At 68.3% G+C, this 24,548-nt stretch carries 16 protein-coding genes; 8 read left to right on the plus strand and 8 right to left on the minus strand.

Annotated features, from left to right (window positions below; translation table 11 throughout):
• Window positions 1–3: 3 nt before the first annotated feature.
• The 6 genes from pbpC to prpB form a co-directional block, all read right to left on the minus strand.
• Window positions 4–2,379, minus strand: a complete 2,376-nt coding sequence (gene pbpC / locus BAY15_RS14190) for a penicillin-binding protein 1C (RefSeq protein WP_068853664.1) — start codon at window positions 2,377–2,379, stop codon at window positions 4–6.
• 52 nt (window positions 2,380–2,431) lie between these two features.
• Window positions 2,432–7,315, minus strand: coding sequence for an alpha-2-macroglobulin family protein (locus BAY15_RS14195; protein ID WP_428999272.1), 4,884 nt, complete (start codon window positions 7,313–7,315; stop codon window positions 2,432–2,434).
• 136 nt (window positions 7,316–7,451) lie between these two features.
• The gene (gene prpF, locus BAY15_RS14200; protein ID WP_068853666.1) at window positions 7,452–8,642 is read right to left on the minus strand and encodes a 2-methylaconitate cis-trans isomerase PrpF; all 1,191 of its coding nucleotides are present in this window, start codon (window positions 8,640–8,642) and stop codon (window positions 7,452–7,454) included.
• A gap of 1 nt (window position 8,643) precedes the next feature.
• Entirely contained in the window at window positions 8,644–11,259 is a 2,616-nt protein-coding gene (gene acnD / locus BAY15_RS14205) for a Fe/S-dependent 2-methylisocitrate dehydratase AcnD (protein ID WP_068853667.1), read from the minus strand.
• Between the two features lie 76 nt (window positions 11,260–11,335).
• Window positions 11,336–12,493, minus strand: a complete 1,158-nt coding sequence (gene prpC, locus BAY15_RS14210) for a bifunctional 2-methylcitrate synthase/citrate synthase (RefSeq protein WP_068853668.1) — start codon at window positions 12,491–12,493, stop codon at window positions 11,336–11,338.
• Between the two features lie 28 nt (window positions 12,494–12,521).
• The gene (prpB, locus tag BAY15_RS14215) at window positions 12,522–13,421 is read right to left on the minus strand and encodes a methylisocitrate lyase (RefSeq protein WP_068853669.1); all 900 of its coding nucleotides are present in this window, start codon (window positions 13,419–13,421) and stop codon (window positions 12,522–12,524) included.
• Window positions 13,422–13,569: 148 nt separating this feature from the next.
• On the opposite strand from prpB, the gene prpR reads away from it, so the two are divergent.
• Together prpR and BAY15_RS14225 are read left to right on the plus strand one after the other, a co-directional pair.
• Window positions 13,570–15,174, plus strand: coding sequence for a propionate catabolism operon regulatory protein PrpR (gene prpR / locus BAY15_RS14220; RefSeq protein WP_099047409.1), 1,605 nt, complete (start codon window positions 13,570–13,572; stop codon window positions 15,172–15,174).
• A 462-nt stretch (window positions 15,175–15,636) separates the two neighbouring features.
• Window positions 15,637–18,177 (plus strand): hypothetical protein, encoded by a 2,541-nt coding sequence (locus BAY15_RS14225; protein ID WP_068853670.1) that lies wholly within the window; start codon window positions 15,637–15,639, stop codon window positions 18,175–18,177.
• A gap of 7 nt (window positions 18,178–18,184) precedes the next feature.
• Here BAY15_RS14225 and pdxH read toward each other — a convergent pair whose 3' ends face one another.
• Window positions 18,185–18,784 (minus strand): pyridoxamine 5'-phosphate oxidase, encoded by a 600-nt coding sequence (gene pdxH / locus BAY15_RS14230; protein WP_068853671.1) that lies wholly within the window; start codon window positions 18,782–18,784, stop codon window positions 18,185–18,187.
• Between the two features lie 42 nt (window positions 18,785–18,826).
• Here pdxH and BAY15_RS14235 point away from each other — a divergent pair, with 42 nt between their 5' ends.
• On the plus strand, window positions 18,827–19,648 hold the full coding sequence (locus tag BAY15_RS14235; RefSeq protein WP_068853672.1) for a kinase: 822 nt from the start codon (window positions 18,827–18,829) through the stop codon (window positions 19,646–19,648).
• Here BAY15_RS14235 and BAY15_RS14240 read toward each other — a convergent pair.
• Window positions 19,641–19,844, minus strand: a complete 204-nt coding sequence (locus tag BAY15_RS14240; protein ID WP_068853673.1) for a dodecin family protein — start codon at window positions 19,842–19,844, stop codon at window positions 19,641–19,643. The two genes, BAY15_RS14235 and BAY15_RS14240, sit on opposite strands and share 8 nt — an antisense overlap.
• Window positions 19,845–19,939: 95 nt before the next feature.
• Here BAY15_RS14240 and BAY15_RS14245 point away from each other — a divergent pair, with 95 nt between their 5' ends.
• The 5 genes from BAY15_RS14245 to mdtD all read left to right on the plus strand — a co-directional run bounded on the left by BAY15_RS14245 (window position 19,940) and on the right by mdtD (window position 24,504).
• On the plus strand, window positions 19,940–20,482 hold the full coding sequence (locus BAY15_RS14245) for a shikimate kinase (protein WP_068853674.1): 543 nt from the start codon (window positions 19,940–19,942) through the stop codon (window positions 20,480–20,482).
• The gene (aroB, locus tag BAY15_RS14250) at window positions 20,479–21,588 is read left to right on the plus strand and encodes a 3-dehydroquinate synthase (protein WP_068853675.1); all 1,110 of its coding nucleotides are present in this window, start codon (window positions 20,479–20,481) and stop codon (window positions 21,586–21,588) included. Before BAY15_RS14245 ends, aroB begins: the two co-directional genes overlap by 4 nt.
• 75 nt (window positions 21,589–21,663) lie before the next feature.
• A complete protein-coding gene (locus BAY15_RS14255) occupies window positions 21,664–21,915 on the plus strand; it encodes a WGR domain-containing protein (RefSeq protein WP_068853676.1) in 252 nt (83 codons plus the stop codon).
• Window positions 21,916–21,966: 51 nt separating this feature from the next.
• A complete protein-coding gene (hemE, locus tag BAY15_RS14260) occupies window positions 21,967–23,040 on the plus strand; it encodes a uroporphyrinogen decarboxylase (protein WP_068853677.1) in 1,074 nt (357 codons plus the stop codon).
• A 60-nt stretch (window positions 23,041–23,100) separates the two neighbouring features.
• Window positions 23,101–24,504: a multidrug transporter subunit MdtD gene (gene mdtD, locus BAY15_RS14265; RefSeq protein WP_068854737.1), complete on the plus strand. Its 1,404-nt coding sequence runs from the start codon at window positions 23,101–23,103 to the stop codon at window positions 24,502–24,504.
• Window positions 24,505–24,548 lie beyond the last annotated feature (44 nt).

Below are 24,548 nucleotides of genomic sequence, written 5' to 3' on the forward strand. Positions count from 1 at the left end.
CGGTTACCGGAGGATCCGGAACCGCACCTGGGTCCAGGCACCATCGGCGGCGAGCGCGGTGAGGGTGTGCTCGCCGGCTTCGTCGAAATCCCGCTGGAAGCTGCGCGCGCCTTCGCTGCGCGCGATCCAGCGGTCATCCAGCAACCAGTCCACCGCGTGCTCACTGCCCAGCGCACGCAGCTGCAGGCGCACACCGTGTTCGGCATTGGGAGCGCGTGCGAGCGTTGCGCGGTCGTTGAGGCCCTCGATATGCAGGCTGCCCGCACTGCTGCGGCCATCATCGCGGCAATCCGGCGACAGCGCCGGCAGCTGCGCGGCCTGGCGCTGGGCCAGTGGCAGCCACGGCGACACCAGCGCCGGCCACCGCGCTATTTCACGGCGCTGGGCCTCGTGCGGTTCGCTGCATTCCGGTGACAGCCGCAGGCCGGTGCGGGCATCCACGTTGAATGCCTGCCGCCCCGCCTGCCACAGCCGCGCATCGCGTTCTGCGAAGGTGGGCGGCACCACATCATCGAGCAGGTAGGCCTGCAGGCGTCGCTGGCACAGTGCCGGCGGCGTGGCCTCGGCGCGTTCGCCGGTCGGCCAGCACACCTCGGCCTGGGTGACGTTGGCCGGCAGTGGCGCGGCGGCGGCGTCACCGCGCTGGCGTGGCAGGCTGTCCACCACTTCGAACATCAGCGGCAATGCGGTCACCGCGCCGTACTGGCCCGGCAACGGCGTGCCGTCCGGTCGCCCCACCCATACGCCCACGGTGTAGTGGCGGGTGGTGCCGATCGCCCAGGCATCGCGATAGCCGTAGCTGGTGCCGGTTTTCCAGGCCACGCGCGGGCGCCCGGTCACGTCGAACGTACCGGCGCCATAGCCCGGGCGCGGGTTGGATTCAAGTACTTCGCGGGTGATCCATGCGGCGCCCGGTGACATCAGCCGCCGTTCGATCACTGCATCACCGGGCGTGTAGCGCACGCGGCCGGCGATGCCGTTGCGGTTGAACGCGGCGAACGTGCCAACCAGATCCTCCAGCCGCGCACCGGTGCCGCCCAGGATCAGCGACAGGTTCGGCGCGCTGCCGTGCGGGAAGCGCAGGGTGATGCCGGCATGCGACAGGCGTGCGGCGAAACGCGCCGAGCCGACCCGGTCCAGCAGGTCCACCGCCGGTACGTTGAGCGACAACCGCAACGCGGTAGCGGCGCTCACCGGGCCATTGAACGCTGCATCGAAGTTGCCGGGGCGATACCCGGCAAAACTCTGCGGCGCATCGACCATCAGGCTTTCGGAATGGATCAGGCCGTCGTCGATGGCCATGCCATACAGGAACGGCTTGAGCGTGGAGCCCGGCGAACGCCAGGCCTGGACCATGTCCACGTGACCCAGCCGCTGTCTGTCACCGAACGCCACCGACCCGACGTAGGCACGCGCCTCCAGCGTGCGGTTGTCCACCACCAGCAGGGCCGCCGAGGTGCGTTCGGGCAGCTGCGAGAAATACGACGCCACGCGCTCTTCCAGGGTGCGCTGCAGCCCGCTGTCCAGCGTGCTCTGGATGCGCGCGGCGCGCGGCTGCGCGGCATGCAGGCGCTGTGCCAGCAGCGCCGCATGCAGCGGCGGCTGCAGCGCGCGGGTCACCACCGCTTCGATACGGGCGTCGTCCACTTCCTCGCGTGTCCATACCCCGAGCGCCACCATGCGCTCAAGCACCTTGTCGCGCGCAGCCTGTGCCGCCTCCGGGTGGCGGTCCGGGCGCAGCCGGCTGGGCGACTGCGGCAACACCGCCAGCAGCGCGGCTTCGGCATGCGACAGCTGCGCTGCCGGCTTGCCCAGATACGCCCAGCTTGCCGCTTCCACGCCTTCGATGGTGCCGCCGTAGGGTGCGCGCTCGAGGTACAACGCCAGGATCTGCGCCTTGTCCAGGTGCAGTTCCAGCTGCACCGCGCGCAGCAGTTGCTTGGCCTTTCCCCACGGGGTGCGCGTGTGCGGGTCGAGGATGCGGGCCACCTGCATGGTGAGGGTGGAGCCACCGGACACGATCCGCCGTTCCAGCAGCCACTGCTTGCCGGCGCGCAGCAGCGCCCAGGGGTTGACCCCGGGGTGGCGCCAGAACCAACGGTCTTCGTAGTTCAGCAGGGCCTGCAGGTACAGCGGCGACACGCTGCTGGCCGAGGCCGGATAGCGCCACACGCCATCGGCGTCGGCAAACGCGCGCAGCGGCGTGCCGTCGCCGGCCACCACCAGCGTGCTGGTATCGCGCTGCCGGGGCAACGGCGGCGGGAACGCCAGGTCCAGCACCAGCAGCAGAGCCAGCAGCGCGGCCGTGCCCCAGCGCAACACCGGCCACAGCCAGGGACGCCAGCGGTTCCAGTGCAGTCGGGAGCGAAGGGTCGTCATTGCAGTACGGCCGGCATCGCGGGCCCCGGCGTCGGCCGGGGCCCGCCCTTGGTCACGGCTGGACCACCGTCAGCGTGGTCGGGTTGCTGCGCCCCACCCCGCGCAGGTCGGGCCGGTACATGTCCTCGACCAGCGGCGGGGGCACCGTGTAGGTGCCGGGGGTGACCGCACGCACCAGGTAGAACACCTTGGCGGTACTGCCACGCGAGAGCTTGAGCGCGGCCACGTAGCGGTCGTCGCGGAACTCTTCGTGGCGCAGCGTGGCCGCCTCGCCACGGTCTTCCACGCGCAGTCCATCGACCACCACGTCGGCCCACTGTTTGGCATCGCCCAGGTTGAAGTTCTCGATCTCCAGCCCGGCCGGCAGCAGGTCGGTCAGCAGCGCATCGGGCATGTCCACGTTCGGGGTCACGCTGACGCGCACGATCAGTGCCTCGCCTTCCTTCAGCGCACGCGGGGTCCACGGCTTGCCGTCGGTGGTGAACCAGCTGCGTTCCACGCCGAGGGTGCGGCTGTCCGGTTCCGGGGCGGTGCGCGGAATGCCGGCCACTTCCAGGCTGGCGAACATCGGCGGCTCGCCCTTGGGGCTGAACCGCACGCCCTTGGCCAGTGCGGCGTAGTCGAAACTACGGCCGAACATGCGGCGCGCGGCGATCGCTTCCACGTCACTCCCGACGGCCAGCTCGCCGGATACCTGCCTGGTCTGGTTGGCCGCCAGCGCCTTGCCCAGGCGGGCGATGGCCACCTGTTCCTGCGTGCTCAGCCACATCCAGCCGTTGTTGCGGCGGGCATCCAGCGCGCGACCCAGTTCCACCGCGCGCGCGTCGTAGGCGGGCTTGGACAGCTTGCGCTCGTGCAGCAGCGCGATCATCAACGCATCGTCGCGCACCGCGCTGCCGTAATCGCCGAAGTACTGCGGGCGCTCGCTGCTGGGCTTGGCGAAACCGGCCGCAATGGCCGCATCGCCCCGCTTGTGGTCACCCTGCAGCGACAGCGCGATGCCCAGGTGTACCAGCGACAGGCCGGTGAGCGACTTGCTGCGTTCGTTGTCGTACAGCGCGCGCAGGGTACCGAGCGGGGCCCGGTTGACCCGCGCCAGCACATAGCCCGAGTACGCCTGGTTGGCGAATTTCAGGTTCTCGCGGCGGTCCTCGCCGTAGAACTGGTTGCCGCCGGACAGCAGGTCCTCGCTGAGCCGGTTGAGCGCCTTCTGCAGCACACCGTCGGGCACGGCGAAGCCGGCGTCCTTGGCGTCGAGCAGGAACTCGGCGATGTACGGGGTCAGCCACGGGTTGACGTAGCCGTCGTCGCCCCACATCGAGAAGTTGCCGTTGGCTACCTGCATCGACGCCAGGCGGCCGAACGCGCCTTCCATGCGTTCGCGGCGGGTCCTGGCATCCAGCCCATCGGCACCGAGCATGGCCGAGGTGGCTTCATCCAGCATCAGTGCCGCGTAGCCCTTGCTGGTGGTCTGTTCGGCGCAGCCATACGGATACTTCAGGGCACCGTCGAGCGCGCTGGCGAAGGGAATCGGCGGCAGCGCGCTGACCAGCATGCGCGCGGTGACCGAATCGCTCATCAGGCCATCGGCCAGGCCGGCGCCCAGCTCCACGTCGGCCAGCGGGTCCAGCGTGCGGGTCTGCGCGCGCAGCACCTGCGGCCACGCCGCGCGTACCGGCAGGTCATAGCGGCGGTCGACCTTGAAGCCGTTGCCTTCCACCCGCACCCGCACCTTGGCCACCGTGTAGCCCTCGCGCGCCACCAGCGGGAAGCTGAGCGTGCTCTTGGCATCGGCGTTGAGCTTGAGCGCCCGGCTGGGCTCGCCGAGGGTCAGCGGGCCGATCCCATCGACCTGCACGTTGAACTCGCCCGGTTTGCCGGTGAAGTTCTGCACATCCAGGGTGACCGTGCTGCGGTCGCCCGGGGCCAGCACGCGCGGCATGCTGGCTTCGGCCAGGATCGGTGCACGCACCACGGTTTCCACGTCGCGCTTGCCGTACTGGTCATCGGCGTAGACCAGCGCGGAGACGCGCAGGGTGCCGTTGAAATCCGGCACCTTCAACGCGATCCGGGCAATGCCCTTGGCATCCAGTTTCACCGGGCCGGAGAACAGGTCCACGGTCTGCACGCGCGCGGTGGGGCGCTTGGCCTGCGGCAACGCGGCCAGGGCCATGTCACCACCGAACTTCAGTTTGCCGCTGCTGCCATCGAAGCTTTCGATCACCCGGCTGTAGATGTCGTACGCATCCACGCCAAGGCGACGCTGGGCGAAGAAGTGGCCGGCCGCATCGGGCACCGGGAAGCGGGTGATGTTGAGGATGCCCACGTCCACCGCCGAGACCGTGACATGCGCCAGCTTGCCCGCCAGCTGCGGCGCGCTCACCGTCACCGGCAGGGCCTGCTCCGGCCGCATCTGCTTGGGCGCGGACAGGCCGACCGCGATCTGGCGTGCCTTGCGGTCCATCGGAACGTGGACCACGCCGACCGCGCGGGCCGGGGTGATCTTGCTCGGCGCACTGCCACCGCGGAACACCAGCGCGGTGATGTAGACATCGTGGCGCTCCCACTCGGCGGTGACCGGAATGTCGAAGGTGCTGCCCGGCTTGGCGTCGATCTCCTGCACGTACAGCATCTTGTCGCTTTCAACCATCAGCACGCCCTTGCCGGCGTGCGGCGGGGTGACGGTGACGCGGACCTTGTCGCCGGCCTTGTAGCCGGTCTTGTCCAGGCCCAGCTTGATCTTGTCCGGGCGTGCATCCAAGCCGCGGTTTTCGTCGTTCCAGCTCCAGCCGGCGTGGAACGGGTAACGGCTGGTCAGCCCGGTGGCCGGGTCGAACACATCCAGGCGGTACTCGCCCCATTCCACCGGGAAGTCCACCCCCACCGCCGCGCTCCCGGCGTCCAGGGTGCGGCTTTCCTTGTTCTCGAAGCGGCGGCTGAAGTCGTAATCCCAACGGTTGTCGTTGAAGGTCCAGTGGTAATCACGCAGCTCGCGCACCAGGGTGACCTTCAGGCCCTTGCCGGGCTGCGGCTTGCCGGCCGCATCCACGCGCAGGACTTCAAAGCGCGCGTTGCTGTTCGCATCGGCGCCGTCATCGGGGTTGAACAGCGGGCGCACGCCGACCAGCACCGGGGCCGGCCACAGCACCCGCTTCAGGGTGCGGCTGACCGTGCGCCCGCCGGTTTCATACACGCTGCCCGACAGCACCACCGCCACCGGCGCGCTGGCCTTGACCTCGGCCGGCAGCTCCACGTCCTGGCGCAGCGTGCCGTCGGCGGGGAACTCGGTATCGATCACATCGCGCGCTTCGCGCGGCAGTTCCAGGGTCGGGTCGCCGAAGAAGTAGCCCGGCAGCGATTCCACCGGCGACTGCTCGGCCGCCACCGCCAGGCGCGCGGTGAAGCGGTTGCCATCGGCCGGCGCACCGTACAGGTAGGCCGCATCGGCCTGCAGCTTGAGCGGCTCTCCCGGCTTGAGGGTCTTCTGCGGACTGTCCAGGTCCAGCTTCATGCGCTCGGGCAGGAACTCCTCGATGCGCAGGGTCATTCCCTGGATTGCCTCCTTGCTGGCCGGGTTGGTGCGGAACTCCACCTGCCAGCGCCCGGTCGGCGCCTCCACCGGGATGGTCTGTTCGAAGCTCAGGTAGCCCTGCTCGCCCGGTTGCAGGCGGGTTTCGCGGAAGGTCTTGCCGTCAGGCTGCTTCAGGCGCAGGAACACCGGCTGCCCGCCCTTGCCAGGGCCGCTGACCGGCTTGCCGTCGTTGTCGCGCAGCAGCGCGGAAATGCGCACGGTTTCGCCGGGACGGTACAGGTCGCGCCCGGACCAGGCGAACACGTCGAACCACGCGTTGTCGCGGCCGGACACGGCAAACTCGCTCAGGTCCAGCGCCGGCTGGTTGAACGGCAGCATCGAGGTATCCGCACCACTGCTGGCAATCAGCACATGGCCCGCATCCAGGGTGTAGTTGAGCAGCGCGTTGCCGTTGCCGTCGGTGCTGCCCTTGAGCACCACCTCGCCCTTGGCGTCGATGATGCGCAGGTCGATCTTCTTCAGCGCCGCGCCGCTCTGCAGCGAGGCGGTGTGCACGAACAGGGTGTCCTTGTAGGCGCGGGTGTGCAGGCCGATGTCGCTCACGGTGAAGAAGGCGGTGTCGAACTCGCTGTCGAACGAACCGCTGCGCTTCATCACCGCGAAGTACAGGCCCGGCTCCTGCAGTTCCTTGATGTCCTGGGTGGGGAGGTAGGTCAGCACGCGCTCGTTCTGCTTGCCGCCCAGCACGAAGCGGTTGACGTAGACCGGCTCGGCCAGCTGCGACATCGGGGTCTTGTCGCCGTATTCGCTGTCCAGCTCCCAGCTGCCACGGCGGCCGCCGCGCTGGTACTGGCTGAAGAAGCTGGACAGTTCCTTGTCGCGCACGCGCAGGAACTCCACGTCCACTTCCTTCACGTTGACCGACACCACCGGCAGGCCGCGGCTTTCGCGTGCCGGCAGCACGCTGCCCTGCGAGGCGAAGCCAGCCACCGGCTTGAGTTCACCGCTGAAGACCTTCTGGCGCAGTTCCTTGCCGATCCGGCTGCCGTCGGCGGCCAGCAGGTCCGGCGAGACGATCAGGGTGTACTCCCTGGCCGCCTCGACGAACGGGTAGCGCAGGGTCTTGCCGTCGTCGGACAGGGTCCAGCTGCTGTCCTCGGTGCCGACCTTTTCGCCGAAGCGGACCAGTGTGTCGAAGTCCTGGGTGCCGACCAGCGGCCGCGAGAACTCGAGGGCCAGCGACAGACCATCACTCTTCTGGTCGGGGAAGGCGCGTACCAGGGTGAACTCGCTGACGGCTTCTGCCTTGGCGGCAATCGGCGCGCCCGACGGCGTGGGCAGCTGGCCGCTGTCGTTGCGCTTGCAGCCGCCGATCCCCAGTGCCAGGCCGGCGACCAGCGCCATTCCCAGGATTCCCTTCCAGCCCCACCGCCCGACCGTTGCCATATGTCGCTCCTTGAACAAGGGCTTCATTATGCACCCGGGCGTTACGGGCTGCCTGGACACGCATGGCGTGTCCCAGGTGGTGCGTACGGGGCGGTCAGACGGTCCGGGCCGGGACCCTTACCGCGCCTTCCATCAGCACCCGTGCGCTGCGACTCATGATCGCCTTGGTCACGGTCCACTGGCCATCGACCTGCGCCGCCTCCGCGCCCACACGCAGGGTTCCCGATGGATGCCCGAACGTCACCGCGCCGCGCTCGCCCCCGCCAGCCGCCAGGTTCACCAGCGTGCCCGGAATGGCGGCAGCCGTGCCGATGGCTACCGCCGCGGTACCCATCATGGCGTGGTGCAGCTTGCCCATCGACAGCGCGCGGGCGTGCAGGTCGATGTCGCCCGCCGCGATCTGCCTGCCACTGGAGGACACGTAATCCTGCGCCGGTGCGACGAACGCAACCTTGGGCGTGTGCTGGCGGGTCGCAGCCTGGTCGATGCTGTCGATCAGGCCCATGCGCACCGCGCCGTGTGCGCGGATCGCCTCGAACCGGGCCAGCGCGGCCTTGTCCTCGTTGATCGCCGGCTGCAGCTCGGTACCGGTGTAGCCCAGGTCCGCCGCGTTGAGGAAGATGGTGGGAATGCCAGCGGTGATCATCGTCACCTGGAAGCTGCCCACGCCGGGCACATCCAACGTGTCGACCAGGTTGCCGGTGGGAAACATCGAACCGCCCTCGCCTTCGCCGTCGTCGGACGGATCGAGGAACTCCAGCGCGATCTCAGCGGCCGGGAAGGTCACCCCGTCCAGTTCGAAGTCGCCGATCTCCTGCACCTGCCCGTCCACCACCGGCACGTGGGCCAGGATGGTCTTGCCGATGTTGGCCTGCCAGATCCGCACCGTGCAGATGCCATTGCGCGGAACGCGGGTCGGATCGATGAAACCGTTGCTGATCGCGAACGGTCCCACGGCGGTACTGAGGTTGCCGCAGTTGCCGCTCCAGTCCACGAACGCGGTGTCGATCGAGACCTGCCCGTAGAGGTAATCCACATCATGGTCGGGCACCGATGGCGCCGAGATGATCACGCACTTGCTGGTGCTGGACGTCGCCCCGCCCATGCCATCGGTGTGCTTGCCATAGGGATCGGGCGAACCGATCACGCGCATCAGCAGCGCATCACGCGCCGGACCTGGGACCTGCGCGGCAAACGGCAGGTCCTGCTGGCGAAAGAACACACCCTTGCTGGTGCCACCGCGCATGTAGGTGGCGGGAATGCGGAGTTGGGGGAGAGGGGTCATGTCATGCCACCTGCGAGGATTCGAGGAAGTCCTGCGCAAAACGCTGCAATACCCCGCCCGCTTCGTAGATCGAGACTTCTTCTGCGGTGTCCAGGCGGCAGGTGACCGGCACCCGCAGCTGTTCCCCGTCACGGCGGTTGATCACCAGGGTCAGCTCGGCGCGCGGCACGCGCTCACCGACCACGTCGAAGGTTTCGGTACCGTCGATGCCCAGCGACAGGCGGTTCACGCCCGGCTTGAACTCCAGCGGGAGTACGCCCATGCCGATCAGGTTGGTGCGGTGGATGCGTTCGAAGCCCTCGGCGGCGATGGCTTCCACGCCGGCCAGGCGCACGCCCTTGGCCGCCCAGTCGCGCGAGCTGCCCTGGCCGTAATCGGCACCGGCAATGATGATCAACGGCTGCTTGCGCTCCATGTAGGTTTCGATCGCCTCCCACATGCGGGTGACCTTGCCTTCCGGCTCGATGCGCGCCAGCGAACCCTGCTTGACCTGGCCATCGACCACGGCCATTTCATTGATCAGCTTGGGGTTGGCGAAGGTGGCACGCTGCGCGGTGAGGTGGTCCCCGCGATGGGTGGCGTAGGAATTGAAGTCCTCCTCGGGCAGGCCCATCTTCGCCAGGTACTCACCGGCGGCGCTGCTGGCCAGGATCGCGTTGGACGGCGACAGGTGGTCGGTGGTGATGTTGTCGCCCAGCACCGCCAGTGCACGCATCCCGGTCAGCCCGCGCTCGCCGGCCAACGCGCCTTCCCAGTACGGCGGGCGGCGGATGTAGGTGCTCTGCGGGCGCCAGTCGTACAGCGGGCTGATCGGCGCACCGTGTTCGACCTTGAAGGTGAACATCGGCTCATAGACCTGGCGGAACTGTTCCGGCTTGACGCTGGCAGCCACCACGGCGTCGATCTCGGCATCGCTCGGCCACAGGTCCTTCAGGGTGATCGCGCTGCCATCGGCGCGGAAGCCCAGCGCGTCCTTCTCGATGTCGAAGCGCACCGTGCCGGCAATGGCGTAGGCCACCACCAGCGGCGGCGAGGCCAGGAAGGCCTGCTTGGCATACGGATGGATGCGCCCGTCGAAGTTGCGGTTGCCCGACAGCACGGCGGTGGCGTACAGGTCGCGGTCGATCACTTCCTGCTGGATCTTCGGATCCAGCGCACCGCTCATGCCGTTGCAGGTGGTGCAGGCAAACCCGACGATGCCGAAGCCCATCTGTTCGAGGTCGCCGATCAGGCCGGCCTCTTCCAGGTACAACTGGACGGCCTTGGAACCGGGCGCCAGCGAGCTCTTCACCCACGGCTTGCGGCTCAGCCCGGCACGGTTGGCGTTGCGCGCCAGCAACGCGGCGGCAATCACGTTGCGCGGGTTGCTGGTGTTGGTGCAGCTGGTAATGGCCGCGATGATCACAGCGCCGTCAGGCATCAGCCCCTGCTCCTGCTCGAGCTTGCCGGAGGCCAGCTTGGCTTCGTCGGCAATGCCGCGCGCGGCCAGTTCGCTGGTGGCCACGCGCTTGTGCGGGTTGGATGGGCCAGCCATGTTGCGCACCACGCTGGACAGGTCGAACTTCAGCACGCGCTCGTAGCGCACCTGGCCCAGGTCGTCCGACCACAGGCCCGTCACCTTGGCGTAGGTTTCCACCAGCTTCACCTGGGTCTCTTCGCGGCCGGTCAGGCGCAGGTAGTCCAAGGTCTGCTGGTCAATCGAGAACATCGCCGCCGTGGCGCCGAACTCGGGGGTCATGTTGGAAATGGTGGCGCGGTCGCCGATGGTCAGCGCGGTGGCGCCTTCACCGTAGAACTCGATCCACGCCCCCACCACGCGCTCCTTGCGCAGGAACTCGGTCAGCGCCAGCACCAGGTCGGTACAGGTGATGCCCGGCTGCGGGCGACCGGTCAGCTCGACACCAATGATGTCCGGCAGACGCATCCACGAGGCGCGGCCGAGCATGACGTTCTCCGCTTCCAGGCCGCCCACGCCGATGGCGATCACGCCCAGCGCGTCCACGTGCGGGGTGTGGCTGTCGGTACCCACGCAGGTATCGGGGAAGGCCACGCCATCGCGCACCTGGATCACCGGCGACATCTTCTCCAGGTTGATCTGGTGCATGATCCCGTTGCCCGGCGGGATCACATCGACGTTCTTGAACGCCTTCTTGGTCCAGTTGATGAAGTGGAAGCGGTCTTCGTTGCGGCGGTCTTCAACGGCGCGGTTCTTCTCGAACGCGGCCTTGTCGAAGCCCGGGTATTCCACCGCCAGCGAGTGATCCACGATCAGCTGGGTGGGTACCACCGGGTTGATCTGGGCCGGGTCCCCACCGGCGTCGGCGATGGCATCGCGCAGGCCGGCCAGGTCGACCAACGCGGTCTGGCCGAGGATGTCATGGCAAACCACGCGCGCCGGATACCACGGGAAATCCAGGTCCTGGCGGCGCTCGATCAGCTGCCGCAGCGAGGCCTCCAGGGTGGCCGGGTCACAGCGGCGCACCAGGTTTTCGGCCAGCACGCGCGAGGTGTACGGCAGCGTGGCATAGGCACCCGGGGCAATCGCATCGACTGCGGCGCGGGTATCGAAATAGTCCAGCGCGGTGCCGGGCAGGGTCTTGCGGTAATCAGTGTTCATGGCTGGCGGTAGCTGCTTCTGTTTGGCGGGCCGTGCGGGAAATGCGGAAAGGCCGGCCCGTGGGCCGGCCCTTCGTTCAGCGGCGCTGGTCGATCGGCACGAAAGCCTGGTCTTCCGGGCCGGTGTAGTTGGCGCTGGGGCGGATGATCTTGCCGTCGATGCGCTGTTCGATCACGTGCGCGCTCCAGCCCGAGGTGCGGGCGATCACGAACAACGGGGTGAACATCGCGGTCGGCACGCCCATCATGTGATAGCTGACAGCGCTGAACCAGTCCAGGTTCGGGAACATCTTCTTGATGTCCCACATCACCGATTCCAGGCGCTCGGCGATGTCGTACATCTTCAGGTTCTGCTGCTCGCTGGACAGTTCGCGGGCCACGTCCTTGATCACGTTGTTGCGCGGATCACTGACGGTGTAGACCGGATGGCCGAAGCCGATCACCACTTCCTTGCGCTCGACGCGGGCCTTGATGTCGGCCTCGGCTTCGTCCGGGGAGTCGTAGCGCTTCTGCACTTCGAACGCCACTTCATTGGCGCCGCCGTGCTTCGGTCCGCGCAGCGCGCCGATGCCGCCGGTGATGCAGCTGTACATGTCGCTGCCGGTGCCGGCGATGACGCGGCAGGTGAAGGTCGAGGCGTTGAACTCGTGCTCGGCGTACAGGATCAGCGACGTGTGCATCGCCTTCACCCACGAATCCTGCGGCTTCTCGCCGTGCAGCAGGTGCAGGAAGTGGCCACCGATGGAATCGTCGTCGGTCTCCACGTCGATCGCGCGGCCGTTGTGGCTCCAGTGGTACCAGTACAGCAGCATCGAGCCCAGGCAGGCCATCAGCTTGTCGGCGATGTCGCGGGCACCGGGGTGGTTGTGGTCGTCTTTTTCCGGCGACACGCAGCCCAGCACGGAAACGCCGGTGCGCATCACGTCCATCGGGTGCGCCGACGGCGGCAGTTCTTCCAGCGCGGCCTTGACCGCGGCCGGGATGCCGCGCAGCGACTTCAGCTTGGCCTTGTAGGCGACCAGCTCGGCGCGGGTGGGCAGCTTGCCGTGCACCAGCAGATGGGCGATTTCCTCGAACTCGCTGGTGTTGGCCAGGTCCAGGATGTCATAGCCGCGGTAATGCAGGTCGTTGCCGCTGCGGCCGACGGTGCACAGGGCGGTGTTGCCGGCGGCGGTGCCCGACAGGGCGACGGACTTCTTCGGCTTGAAGCCGGGGGCGGTGGTTGCTTCGCTCATGATCCCTCCAGAAAACAATGGTGCGACGTTACTTCTTGGCGGCGAACAGCGCATCGAGCTGCTGCTCGAAGGCGTGGTAGCCGATACGGTCGTACAGTTCCTCGCGCGTCTGCATGCTGTCCACCACGTTCTTCTGGTGGCCGTCGCGGCGAATGGTCTCATACACGTTCTCGGCAGCCTTGTTGGCCGCACGGAACGCCGACAGCGGGAACAGCTGGATGGCCACGCCGGCCGAGGCCAGTTCATCGCGGCTGAACAGCGGGGTCTTGCCGAATTCGGTGATGTTGGCCAGTACCGGCACCTTCACTGCGTCCACAAAGCGGCGGTAGGTGGCCAGGTCGTAGGCGGCCTCGGCGAAGATGCCGTCGGCACCGGCCTCCACGCAGGCGATGGCGCGCTCGATCGCGGCATCCACGCCGTCCACCTGGATGGCATCGGTGCGCGCGATCAGGAAGAAGTCCGGATCGGTCTTCGCATCGGCGGCCGCCTTGACCCGGTCCACCATCTCGCCCTGGGTGACGATTTCCTTGCCCGGCCGATGCCCGCAGCGCTTGGCGCCGACCTGGTCTTCGATATGGCAGGCGGCTGCGCCGGCCTTGATCAGCGATTTGACCGTGCGCGCGATGTTGAACGCGCTCGGGCCAAAGCCGGTGTCGATGTCGACCATCAGCGGCAGGTCGCACACATCGGTGATGCGGCGCACGTCGATCAGCACATCTTCCAAGGTGTTGATGCCAAGGTCGGGCAGGCCCAGCGAGCCGGCCGCGACGCCGCCGCCGGACAGGTAGATGGCACGGTAACCGGCGCGCTGCGCCAGCAGGGCGTGGTTGGCGTTGATCGCCCCGATCACCTGCAGCGGCGATTCGGCGGCCAGCGCGGCGCGGAAACGGGCGCCGGCGGAGGAAACTGGGGTGCTCATGGGCAACATTCCATCGTGGTTGACGAGTAACAGCCGCAAGGCGCGTGCCAACTTGCAAGTGATTGATTCCACTAGCTTGGCTGCCGCCCGGGCTTGTTTCACTTTGAAACATTGAAACGGATGTAACATGGATGGAACTGAAACACGGTACCCGACGATGTCCATCCGCCTGCCCCGCCCCCGCCTGCCCGATCTGGATCCCGGCGCCCTGCCGGTGATCTGGACGGTGAGCGTGTCGCGCCTGACCGGCCTGCTCGGCGACGTCATCCCGGAGTTCGACCGCCGCGCGCGGATCGTCCCCATCAACCTCGGCTTTGAAGAGGCGGTGGACGTGATCGGCCAGCGCCTGCGTCGCGAGCATTGCGATGTGGTCATTGCAGGCGGCTCCAACGCCGCCTACCTGCGCAGCCGCCTGGAGGTACCACTGGTACCGATCCAGGCCAACGGCTTCGACCTGATGGAAGCACTCGCCCGGGCGCGGCGGATCGCATCCAGGATCGGGCTGGTTACCCACGCCACCGACGTGCCCAGTTTCGGCAGCTTCCAGCACAGCTTCGGGCTGGATATCGAACACCGCCGCTTCGTCACCCGCGAAGATGCGCGCGACTGCATCGCCGACATGCGTGCCAACGGCATCGAGGTGATCGTCGGCACCGGCATGGCCATCGACCACGCCGAACGCGTGGGCCTGCCCGGCGTGCTGCTGTACTCGGCCGATTCGGTGCGCCAGGCCTTCGAACACGCGCTGGAACTGACCCAGACCCTGGCCCGCTCCGGCGTGGCCGCACCGCGCCGGCGTGCCCCTGCCCGCTCGCGCCCCACCGATCAGCGCCTGCTCGGCGAAAGCCCTTCGATGCAGCAGGTGCGCGAGCGCATTGCCTTGTATGCCCCGCACGACAGCACCGTGCTGGTTACCGGCGCCACCGGCACCGGCAAGGAACTGGTCGCCCGGCAGCTGCACGCCGCCAGTGGCCGCAGCGGCCGCTTCGTGGCGCTCAACTGCGGGGCAATCAGTGAGTCGCTGCTGGAAGCGGAATTGTTCGGCTACACCGAAGGCGCCTTCACTGGCGCGCGGCGTGGTGGACGGGTCGGCCTGGTAGAAGCTGCCGATGGCGGCACGTTGTTCCTGGACGAAATCGGCGAGCTGCCGTTGCCGCTGCAGACGCGTCTGTTGCGGGTCCTGGAAGAGCGCGAAGTGCTGAGGGTCGGTGCGACCGAACCCACCCCGGTGGATGTGCGCGTGGTGGCGGCCACCCTGCAGACGCTGGAATCGCTGGTGGAGGCGCAGCGCTTCCGGCGCGACCTCTATTACCGCCTCGCCGCACTGCGGATCGCACTCCCTACCCTGCGCGAGCGCCCGCAGGACGTGCCGATGCTGCTGGAGCACTTCTTCCAGCAGTTGGGCCAGCGCCCGTCGCCGCTGGATGCAGCCGCCACCGAGCGCCTGTGCGGGTATGCCTGGCCGGGCAACGTGCGCGAACTGCGCAACCAGGTTGACCGCCTGCGCATCCATTGGCGGATCGACCAGGGGGCATTGGGCCTGGCACAGCTGCAGTCGTGGCTGCCCGAACTGCTGCCGGCCACGGGCGGCGCTGTCGTGCCCGACAGCGCCACGTTGCATGCCGGACCTGCGCCCGCACGCCCCTCGCCAGCAACCCTGCACCAGTGGCTGATCGAACATCAGGGCAACCGGGAGCAGCTGGCCGCACAGCTGGGCGTATCGCGCACGACGCTGTGGCGTTGGCTGCGGCACCCCGTTTGACGAGCGCCGGTGACCGCGCTTTGCGCATCCCGCGCCTGCAACGACATCCCTGATACGCAGAGCAGGCTTCAACCGACAACGCATTAGGGAAACTCCTAAAGCCAAATGCGGATATCCGGTTGTGCGACATGTTCATCATTTCGTCTGCTGCATGGGCAGGAACTGACAGCGCGGGACATGGCGGTGGATCGCATGCGTCCTGCCGCGACATCAGCGCGCCGGGCGCATCGGGCGGTTTGATGCCCGGATTTCCCGCCATACCAGGCCTTGCCGCCCGATTCCGATGCACGAGGACCGATACACGCCATCGATGACGTCAAGAGGAAGAAAGTTTCGATGGCCCGCGCAGGAGGTTCATCAACGGAAACCCCGGGTGAACTGTCTGCGAATACTGCAATGTCCAACGGCCCGCCGCACGGCTAGGTTCCAGAGCGAGGATCCGCCCACCACCGAGGACACTGCATGTTCCCAGCCACCCACGCCAGGCCCCTTTCCACCCTCGTCACCCGCGCCACCGCGCTGACCCTGCGCAGGCCGCGCGATGCCGCGACTGGCCCGATCCGGGCCATTCCGCTGACCGGCATCAGCAACCACGCGACCCGGCCGCAGCCCGCACCCGCCCGCGTATCGCGGATGCCCGCTTCAGCGTCCAACACCGACCAGGAGCGGGAGGATGCACCCAGCGCACCCGGCCCCACCGAGCATGCACTGGCGGTGCTCAGCGGCCAGATCCATGCCCTGCTGGCGCAGTTCCGCGCCGAAGCGCCTGCGGATGTTGCCAACGCACTGGAGGTGCTGGACCTGGACCCACGCGAGCCGTTGGCCCGCAAGCAGAGCAGCGCGCTGCTGCGTGCGATCAAGCGCCTGCCCAACGGCCGCCATGTCCCCGAACGGCAGAAGGCACTGCGAGCGGCGCTGTACGACCTGACCCGCGCGGCACGCGCCGAGGCGATGCTGCACGAGCAGATCGCACGCCACACCGAGCGCGAACGCATCAACGCGCTGCCCGGTTCGCAGCGCAGCGCCGGCACCGGCGGCATGCTGGGCGTGCGCTTCGGGTTGCCCAGCGGCGTGCATGCCGGCGCGGCGGCCGGTGCACGCCAGGAATCCAGCGTGGCCACCTTCGACGACCTGACGGTCGCCACCATCCGCAGCGCGACGGTAAGTGCTGAAGCCAGCGTCCAGGCCCGCGTCGGTCCCGGGGTAGGCGTGGAAGGCAGACTGAGCGGCTACTCGACCGAAGGCGATGCGGACATCTCCATGTCGATGCGCACCCGCGTGCTGCGCCTGGCGCATGCATCGGTCGCCCGCCGGTTGGGCGGCAACGTCCTGCAGCGCGCGTTCAAGCGCGTGACCGAGCCACGTCGCGACCGCTACGACGAGCGCACCAGCCGCGCGATGGCGTTGCAGTCGACGCTGCCGGTCCTGCTCGGCAAGCAGGCCGTGGCGCAGCCACTGGCATTCGGCAAGCGCGGCCTGTTGATCACCGCCGGCATGACCACCCATGGCGGCGCGCTGGCCGCCAGTGCCGGCTATGGGCTGGGCCAGCTCGGTGCCACCGCTGCGGCCAACCGCACGGTACTGCGGGCGGCGCTGCCGACCCGGCTGACCGAACTCGGCGAAGACGGCCTGCCTGCCAGCAGAGATCCCGGCATCCGCACCGTTCTGGAAGCACGCGTGGCGCATCTGGTGGGCAACCAGCCCCGTTCGCACGCGCTGCAGATCGTCCAGGAGGTCATGGCGTCGCCGCGGGACCCGGTCACCATTGAAAGACGACAGAAGGCCGTGGCACATGTCGGCGCCGCGTTCAATCACCTGCAGGCGCTGACCGACCTGTCGTTGCGTGCGCCGGCCCAGGCACGCGCGCCGCTGGCGTCGCTGGCACGCGACTGGGGCAGCAGCACCGCAGCGCCCGAACCGGTGATGATCGCCCTGCTCGACACGCTCGCCTGGCTGCAGGCGGTGCCGGCACCCGACACCCGCGCAGCGGCAGCGCATGCGGATTGGACCCGCCTGCAGCGCAGCGTGCAGGCCCAAGCGCGGCGCATCCACGATACCCCCATGCCGCACGACCGCGCATGGGTCTATCGAGCAACCCATGCGTTCCGTGAGCAGATCCAGAAAATCGACACACTCAGTGGCAGCCTGTCGCTCTCGGCGACGCTGCCCCTGCTCACGGCCACCGGAGGGGTGAAATTTGCGCGCCACGTCCGACAGGATCCGGATCCGTTGCGTGCGGGCGATTACCTGGAACTGACCTTCGAAGCGCATCTCGCACCCGCGCTTGGCACGATCCTGCGCGAAGTCGAACGACAGCTGCCGGACTGGGGCGCGCTGCCATTGCGCGAGGCTGAAGCGCTCACTACCCCGCTGTCGGCCGAACTCGGGGTCAACGCCACCGCCCAGTGCATGGTGCGATTCTTCCGGCCGTCGTACCAGACCGACCCGGATTTCCCCGCCTCCGCGCGCGGCAATCACCTGCACGCGGTGCGCATGGCCACGGGCACCGCGCAGACGGTGGATCTGACCGTGCCGGTCCCCGTGCTGCCGGGGCTGTCGCCCACCCTGTCGGTGCAGCACAGCCGCGCCAGCCGGTTTACCCGCTACGACCGCCTGGGCGAAGGCACGCTGACCAGCGCGCTGATGCGGTACCTGTCGCTGAGCTCGGCCACCCAGCCACGTCCCGAAACGTGGGCGGCGTTGCTGGACTCGCATGGCGCCGACCTGGACCGGCTGGCCGAAGCGCTCACCGACCCCGGCTCCGTACCTTCGCTGGAAGCGCGCTACTGGCTGCAGCGCGAGCCCACCACCACTATCGGTGGTGCCACCACGCGCCGCGAAAATGCCGACACCAGCACGCTGGACGCGTTCACGCAGGCAGCCGATGCCGAAACCCGGCGCGCCCAGCTGTATGCGCTGTTCGAAGCGGTCGGGGCCATCACCACCCGGCAGAAGGCGATGTCGTCACTGATCGGCGCATTGACCCTGCCAGTGGTCGGTTGAGCAGCGCTTACGGGTACAGCAGGCGCTTGCACCACTGCCCGTCGGCATCGATCTCGTAGCACCAGCGCTCGTGCAGGCGGAACTGCGCGCCGTACCAGAACTCGATCCGGCGCGGCACCACCCGCAGCCCGCTCCAGCCGTCCGGCCGCGGAACATCGCGGCCGGCGAAGCTGGCTTCGGCAGTGGCCACGCGCGTATCGAATTCCTCGCGCGAGGCCAGCGTGCGTGACTGCAGCGACGCCCACGCGCCGATCTGGCTCAGGCGCGGACGCGAGGCAAAGTACGCGTCGGCTTCTTCGTTGCTGACCTGTTCCACGGTGCCTTCGATGCGCACCTGGATGCCGGCCTCGCGCAGGCTGCGCCACAGGAACAGCAGCGCGGCGTGCGGGTTGGCCTGCAGCTCGCGGCCCTTGTGGCTGTCCAGATGCGTGTAGAACACGAAACCGCGGTCATCGAAGGCTTTCAGCAGTACCGTTCGCGCCGAAGGGACGCCGGTGGCGGTGGCGGTGGCCACGGTCATTGCGTTGGGTTCGATTTCAGCGCTGCCTTTGGCTTCGTCGTACAACGCGGCGAAGGTGGACAGGGCTTCAGCGTAGAGATCGGTCATGGTCGGCTTCTTTGCGGCTCGGTTTGGGTTTATTGTCACCGCATGTCCGTTGCTGCGTACATTCCCCGGAACAAGGGTTTCCCCGATGCACTGGTCGCGCAGGCGCTGGATGATGCGTTGGCCGTGACGGCCACGGTGCCAGTATTGGCGATCAGCGGCCTGCAGGGCAGTGGCAAATCGACGCTGGCCGCCCAGGTGGTGGGCCTGGCCCAGGAACGCGGGCTGCGCGCGGCGGCAGTGTCCATCGATGACTTCTACCTCACCCGTGCCCAACGCCAACGCCTGGCGCGGCAGGTGCACCCGCTGCTGCTGACCCGTGGGCCACCCGGCACGCATGACCTGCCGCTTGCCCATGCCACGCTGCAGGCGATCACCGCGCGACAGCCGGTGGCGCTGCCGCGCTTTGACAAGCTTGCCGACGAACGCGTGCCGGAAGCGCAATGGGCGCAGTGTCACGAACCACTGGACCTGCTGGTGTTCGAAGGCTGGTTCCTGGGCACGCCAGCGCAGGCCGACAGCGAACTGGACACCCCGCTCAATGCGCTCGAACGTGAGGCCGACGCCGATGGCCGCTGGCGCCGCTGGTGCAACCAGGCCCTGGCCGGACAGTATCCGGCGCTGTGGCAGCGCTGTGACCGGCTGTGGTTCCTGCAGCCGCCGGATTTCGCGGTGGTGCCGCGCTGGCGCTGGCAGCAGGAGCAGAACCTGCAGGCCGCCCAGCCCGAGCGCAGCAGCATGAGCCGCGCCCAGCTGGAACGGTTCGTGCAGTACTACGAGCGGGTCAGCCGGCAGGCACTCCGCACGCTGCCGGCGCTGGCCGACCGCGTGGTGGTGCTGGATGAACAGCGCCGGATCGTCAGCTGACCAGGAAGGTCACGCGCAGGTTGACCCGCCACTCGGTGATGTTGCCCTGGCCGTCAGTGACCACCTTGGTCTCGTTGATCCACGCCCCCTGGATGCCCTTGACCGTTTCGGACACTTTCTTGAGGCCGCTGCGGACTGCGTCTTCGACGCTGGTGGGCGAGGAGGCGTTGATCTCGATGATTTTGGCCACTGACATGGGCGTACTCCGGCTGCGCGCGGGACATTCCGCACCGCCCACCATGGGGTCCCGGACGTAAAGGCGGCGGCACGGAGGTGTTAGCATTCCGGGTAATGAATCCCGCTCCGAACCTGATCCTGATTGGCCCGATGGGCGCCGGCAAGACCTGCATCGGCCGCCGCTTGGCCGAGCGCTTCACGCTGGACTTCGTCGATGCCGACCAGGCCATCGTCGACGCGGCCGGGGCCAGTATTCCGACCATCTTCGAGCACTCGGGCGAAGCCGGCTTCCGCCAGCACGAACGCCAGGTGCTGCAGCAGCTGCTGGCCGGGAAGGGGCAGCTGATCTCCACCGGCGGTGGCGCCGTGCTCGATGCCGGCAACCGCGAGGCGATCGCACGGCGCGGCTTCGTGGTCTACCTGCGGGTGAGCGTGCCGGCCCAGCTGGAGCGGCTGGCGCGCGACCGCGGCCGGCCCCTGCTGCAGCGGCCCGACCGCGAGCAGGTGCTGCACGAGATGGCGAGCCTGCGCGACCCGCTGTACCAGGGCCTGGCCGACCTCACCCTCGATACCGATCTGTACACGCCCAGCGAGGCAACCGCGCAGCTGGTGCTGCGCCTGGCCTCGCAATGGCAGCGACTGGAACCTTCCGCATGACCGCGTCCCCCCGCACCGTCGCCGTTGGCGGCGACACCCCCTACACCATCCATATCGGCCCCGGCCTGCTTGGCCAGGGCGAACTGCTGGCGCGCCACGTGCGCGGCCGCCACGTGCTGCTGCTCAGCGATTCGTCCGTCGCCCCGCTGTACCTGGCCGGGGTCAAGCAGGCGCTGCTGGATGCACGCCCCGGACTGCTGACCGGCGAACTGGTGCTGCCGGCTGGCGAAGCCTCCAAGACGCTGGCCAACTTCGGCGCGGCGATCACCGCGCTGGCATCGCTGGGCGCCACCCGCGATGCGTGCGTGATGGCCCTGGGCGGCGGCGTGGCCGGCGACCTGGCCGGGTTTGCCGCAGCCTGCTGGATGCGCGGGGTGGACTGCGTGCAGCTGCCGACCTCGCTGCTGGCGATGGTCGACTCGTCGGTCGGCGGCAAGACCGCGGTGGACATTCCCGAAGGCAAGAACCTGGTGGGCGCCTTCCACCCGCCGCGCGCGGTGATCGCCGATACCGCCGCGCTGCGCACCCTGCCGGCGCGTGAACTGCGCGCCGGCCTGGCCGAGGTGATCAAGTACGGCGCGATCCGCGACCCGCTGTTCTTCCAGTGGCTGCAGGCCGAACATGCCGCGCTGCTGGCCGGCGACGATGCGGCGCTGGCCCAGGCCATCGCGCGCAGCTGCGAACACAAGGCAGAGATCGTCGCGCGCGATCCGCTCGAGCGCGGCGAGCGCGCGCTGCTGAACCTGGGCCACACCTTTGGCCATGCGATCGAGACCGAACAGGGGTACGGCGCGCCAGGCAACGACAACCTCAACCATGGCGAAGCGGTGGCGGTGGGCATGGTGCTGGCTGCGCGGCTGTCGGCCCAGCTGGGCATGAGCCACGAGGACGACACCACCCGCCTGCGCGAGCTGCTGCTGCGCTACGAGCTGCCGGTTGCCATTCCGGCCGGCCTGGCGCCGGAGGCACTGCTGGCGCGCATGCGGCTGGACAAGAAGAACGTGGCCGGGCGCCTGCGCCTGGTGCTGTGGCGGGGCATCGGCCGCGCCGAGGTAGTGGCCGACGTGGACGAGGCCGACGTGCTGCGCGTGCTGGCCACCGGCTGAGCCGCGACCGTCTGTCGCGCCCGCCCCGCGGGCCGGTGACGGCCGCGTTGCCGGTTCGCGGCTACAATCGCGGCCATGCGCATCTTCCTGCAGCAACCTGTCAACGGCACCGATCCGACCGGCTACCTCCAGCTCATCCTGCAACCGGACCTGTTCGGCGGCTGGGAGCTGCTGCGCGAGTCGGGCCAGGTCGGCAGGCACGCCAAGCTGCACCGCCAGTTCTTCGCGGAACAGGCCCAGGCAGAAGCCGCGTTTGAAAAGGCGCGCGACACCGAGCTCAAGCGCGGTTACCAGATCACCTATACCAGCGGTGTGCCGCCGCGCTGAGCGGCCCGCCTCCCCCTGGCCCTGCGCCACCCGATTCCAAGGAAGCAACCCGTGACCAGCCCCTCCCGCCACGATCGCCTGCTGCGCGCCCTGCGCCGCGAACCGGTGGACTGCACCCCCGTCTGGCTGATGCGCCAGGCTGGCCGCTACCTGCCCGAATACCGCGCCACCCGCGCCAAGGCCGGCAGCTTCCTGGCCATGGCCAAGAACCCGGAAATCGCCTGCGAAGTCACCCTGCAGCCGCTGCGCCGGTTCGACCTGGACGCGGCGATCCTGTTCTCGGACATCCTGACCATTCCCGATGCGATGGGCCTGGAGCTGTACTTCGTCGAAGGCGAGGGCCCGAAGTTCCGCCACCCGGTCCGCGATACTGCCGCCATCGCCAGGCTGGCGGTGCCGGACATGGAAACCGATCTGCGCTACGTGATGGATGCGGTGCGCGTGATCCGCCGTGAGCTGGACGGCCGCGTGCCGCTGATCGGTTTCTCCGGCAGCCCGTGGACGCTGGCCTGCTACATGGTCGAAGGCGGCGGCAGCAAGGATTTCGCACGCATCAAGGCGATGGCACTGAACGAGCCGGCCGCACTGCACCAGCTGCTGTCGGTGGTGACCGATGCGGTGGTTGCCTACCTGGCTGCCCAGCGCGCGGCCGGCGCGCAGGTGCTGCAGGTGTTCGATACCTGGGGCGGCGTGCTCAGCCCGTCCATGTACCGCGAGTTCTCACTGCGCTACCTGACCCGCATCGCGCGTGAACTGGAGCGCGGCGACGGCGACCAGCGCACCCCGTTGATCCTGTTCGGCAAGGGTACCGGCCTGCACCTGGCCGACCTGGCCGACACCGGCGCCGATGCGCTGGGCGTGGACTGGACGCTGGACCTGGCCGACGCGGCAGCGCGCACCGGCGGCCGCGTGGCGCTGCAGGGCAATCTGGATCCGGCCACGTTGTACGGCAACCCGGAGGCGATCGAACGTGCCGCCGGGCAGGTGCTGGACAGCTATGCGCGCGGCAATGGCGGTTCCCGCGAGGGCCACGTGTTCAATCTTGGCCACGGCATGTCGCCGGACATGAATCCCGAACACGTGCAGGTACTTGTCGAGGCGGTGCACCGGTTGAGCGCGCGCTGACGGCCCGGCATACACACCCCCCGTGCGATCATGTGCACCTCGTTGATGAAGGTGCACACGATGACGACCCCCAGCTACGCCTCGTTCCGGCCCCTGTTGTGGCTGGTGTCGCTGGCGATCTTCATGCAGATGCTGGATTCGACCATCGTCAACACCGCCCTGCCTACCATGGCCCGCAGCCTGGGTGAAAGCCCGCTGCAGATGCAGTCGGTGGTGTTCAGCTACGCGCTGGCGGTGGCGACCTTCATTCCCGCCTCCGGCTGGATCGCCGACCGCTTCGGTACCCGCCGCACGTTCCTGGCGGCGATCATCCTGTTCACCCTCGGTTCGCTCGCCTGCGCGCTGGCACAGACCCTGCACCAGCTGGTTGCCGCCCGCGTGCTGCAGGGCGTGGGCGGCGCGATGCTGCTGCCGGTCGGGCGCCTGGCGGTGATGCGCTCGGTATCCCGCGAACAGTTCCTGCGCGCCATGAGTTTCATCGCCATCCCTGCGCTGGTGGGGCCCCTGATCGGCCCCACCCTGGGCGGCTGGCTGGTGGAAGTGGCGTCCTGGCACTGGGTGTTCCTGATCAACCTGCCCATCGGCGTGATCGGCTACGCGGCCGCGCTGAAGATCATGCCCGACCACTACGCCGAGCACCGCACCCGCTTCGATATCGCTGGCTACCTGATGCTGGCGTTCGGCATGGTGGTGCTGTCGCTGGCGCTGGATGGCATCTCCGGCATGGCCACCCCGCACGCGCTGGTGATGTTGATGACCGTGGCCGGGCTGGCTGCGCTGGTCGGCTACTGGCTGCACGCGGCCAACTCCACCGCGCCGCTGTTTTCGCTGGCGCTGTTCCACGTGCCCAGCTACCGCATCGGCATCCTCGGCAACCTGTTTTCGCGGATCGGCAGCAGCGCCATGCCGTTGCTGATCCCCCTGCTGCTGCAGGTGGGCATGGGCATGAGCCCGATGAACGCCGGGCTGTTGATGATTCCCGTAGCAGCCGCCGGCATGCTGTCCAAGCGCTACGCGGTCAAGCTGGTGGAACGTTTCGGCTATCGCCGGGTGCTGATGGTCAATACCGTGCTGGTCGGGTTGGCCATGGCCAGTTTCATCTTCATGGTGCCCGGCCAGCCGATGTGGCTGCGCGTGGTGCAGCTGGCGGTGTTCGGCGCGGTCAATTCGCTGCAGTTCACCGTGATGAACACCGTGACCCTGCGTGACCTGGACCGTGATTTCGCCAGCTCGGGCAACAGCCTGCTGTCGATGGTGATGATGCTGGCCACCGGCTTCGGCGCTGCGGCCGCGGGCAGCCTGCTGGCCGCGTTCGAGCATCTGGACACCCTGCATGGCGCCACCGCTGCACTGCACGCCACGTTCGTGTGCGTGGGCGCGATCACGCTCACCTCCGCCGTCATCTTCTGGCAGCTGCCCGACGCCCGCCCCTCTCCCCGGGATGTGGAAGAGGTCGCCGAATAGGCGACCCCGGTAGCAGCGGACCGTTGGTCCGATGACATTTTGTG

Source organism: Stenotrophomonas rhizophila, from assembly GCF_001704155.1.
Taxonomy (GTDB): Bacteria; Pseudomonadota; Gammaproteobacteria; order Xanthomonadales; family Xanthomonadaceae; genus Stenotrophomonas; species Stenotrophomonas rhizophila_A.

Coding starts and splice junctions, on each gene's coding strand:
- BAY15_RS14225 (WP_068853670.1), top strand. CDS start 15,637: ATGTTCCCAGCCACCCACGCCAGGCCCCTTTCCACCCTCGTCACCCGC.
- prpB (WP_068853669.1), bottom strand. CDS start 13,421: ATGTTGCCCATGAGCACCCCAGTTTCCTCCGCCGGCGCCCGTTTCCGC.
- BAY15_RS14245 (WP_068853674.1), top strand. CDS start 19,940: ATGAATCCCGCTCCGAACCTGATCCTGATTGGCCCGATGGGCGCCGGC.
- BAY15_RS14195 (WP_428999272.1), bottom strand. CDS start 7,315: ATGGCGCTGGTCGCCGGCCTGGCACTGGGGATCGGCGGCTGCAAGCGC.
- prpC (WP_068853668.1), bottom strand. CDS start 12,493: ATGAGCGAAGCAACCACCGCCCCCGGCTTCAAGCCGAAGAAGTCCGTC.
- BAY15_RS14235 (WP_068853672.1), top strand. CDS start 18,827: ATGTCCGTTGCTGCGTACATTCCCCGGAACAAGGGTTTCCCCGATGCA.
- pdxH (WP_068853671.1), bottom strand. CDS start 18,784: ATGACCGATCTCTACGCTGAAGCCCTGTCCACCTTCGCCGCGTTGTAC.
- mdtD (WP_068854737.1), top strand. CDS start 23,101: ATGACGACCCCCAGCTACGCCTCGTTCCGGCCCCTGTTGTGGCTGGTG.
- aroB (WP_068853675.1), top strand. CDS start 20,479: ATGACCGCGTCCCCCCGCACCGTCGCCGTTGGCGGCGACACCCCCTAC.
- BAY15_RS14240 (WP_068853673.1), bottom strand. CDS start 19,844: ATGTCAGTGGCCAAAATCATCGAGATCAACGCCTCCTCGCCCACCAGC.
- pbpC (WP_068853664.1), bottom strand. CDS start 2,379: ATGACGACCCTTCGCTCCCGACTGCACTGGAACCGCTGGCGTCCCTGG.
- acnD (WP_068853667.1), bottom strand. CDS start 11,259: ATGAACACTGATTACCGCAAGACCCTGCCCGGCACCGCGCTGGACTAT.
- prpF (WP_068853666.1), bottom strand. CDS start 8,642: ATGACCCCTCTCCCCCAACTCCGCATTCCCGCCACCTACATGCGCGGT.
- BAY15_RS14255 (WP_068853676.1), top strand. CDS start 21,664: ATGCGCATCTTCCTGCAGCAACCTGTCAACGGCACCGATCCGACCGGC.
- prpR (WP_099047409.1), top strand. CDS start 13,570: ATGTCCATCCGCCTGCCCCGCCCCCGCCTGCCCGATCTGGATCCCGGC.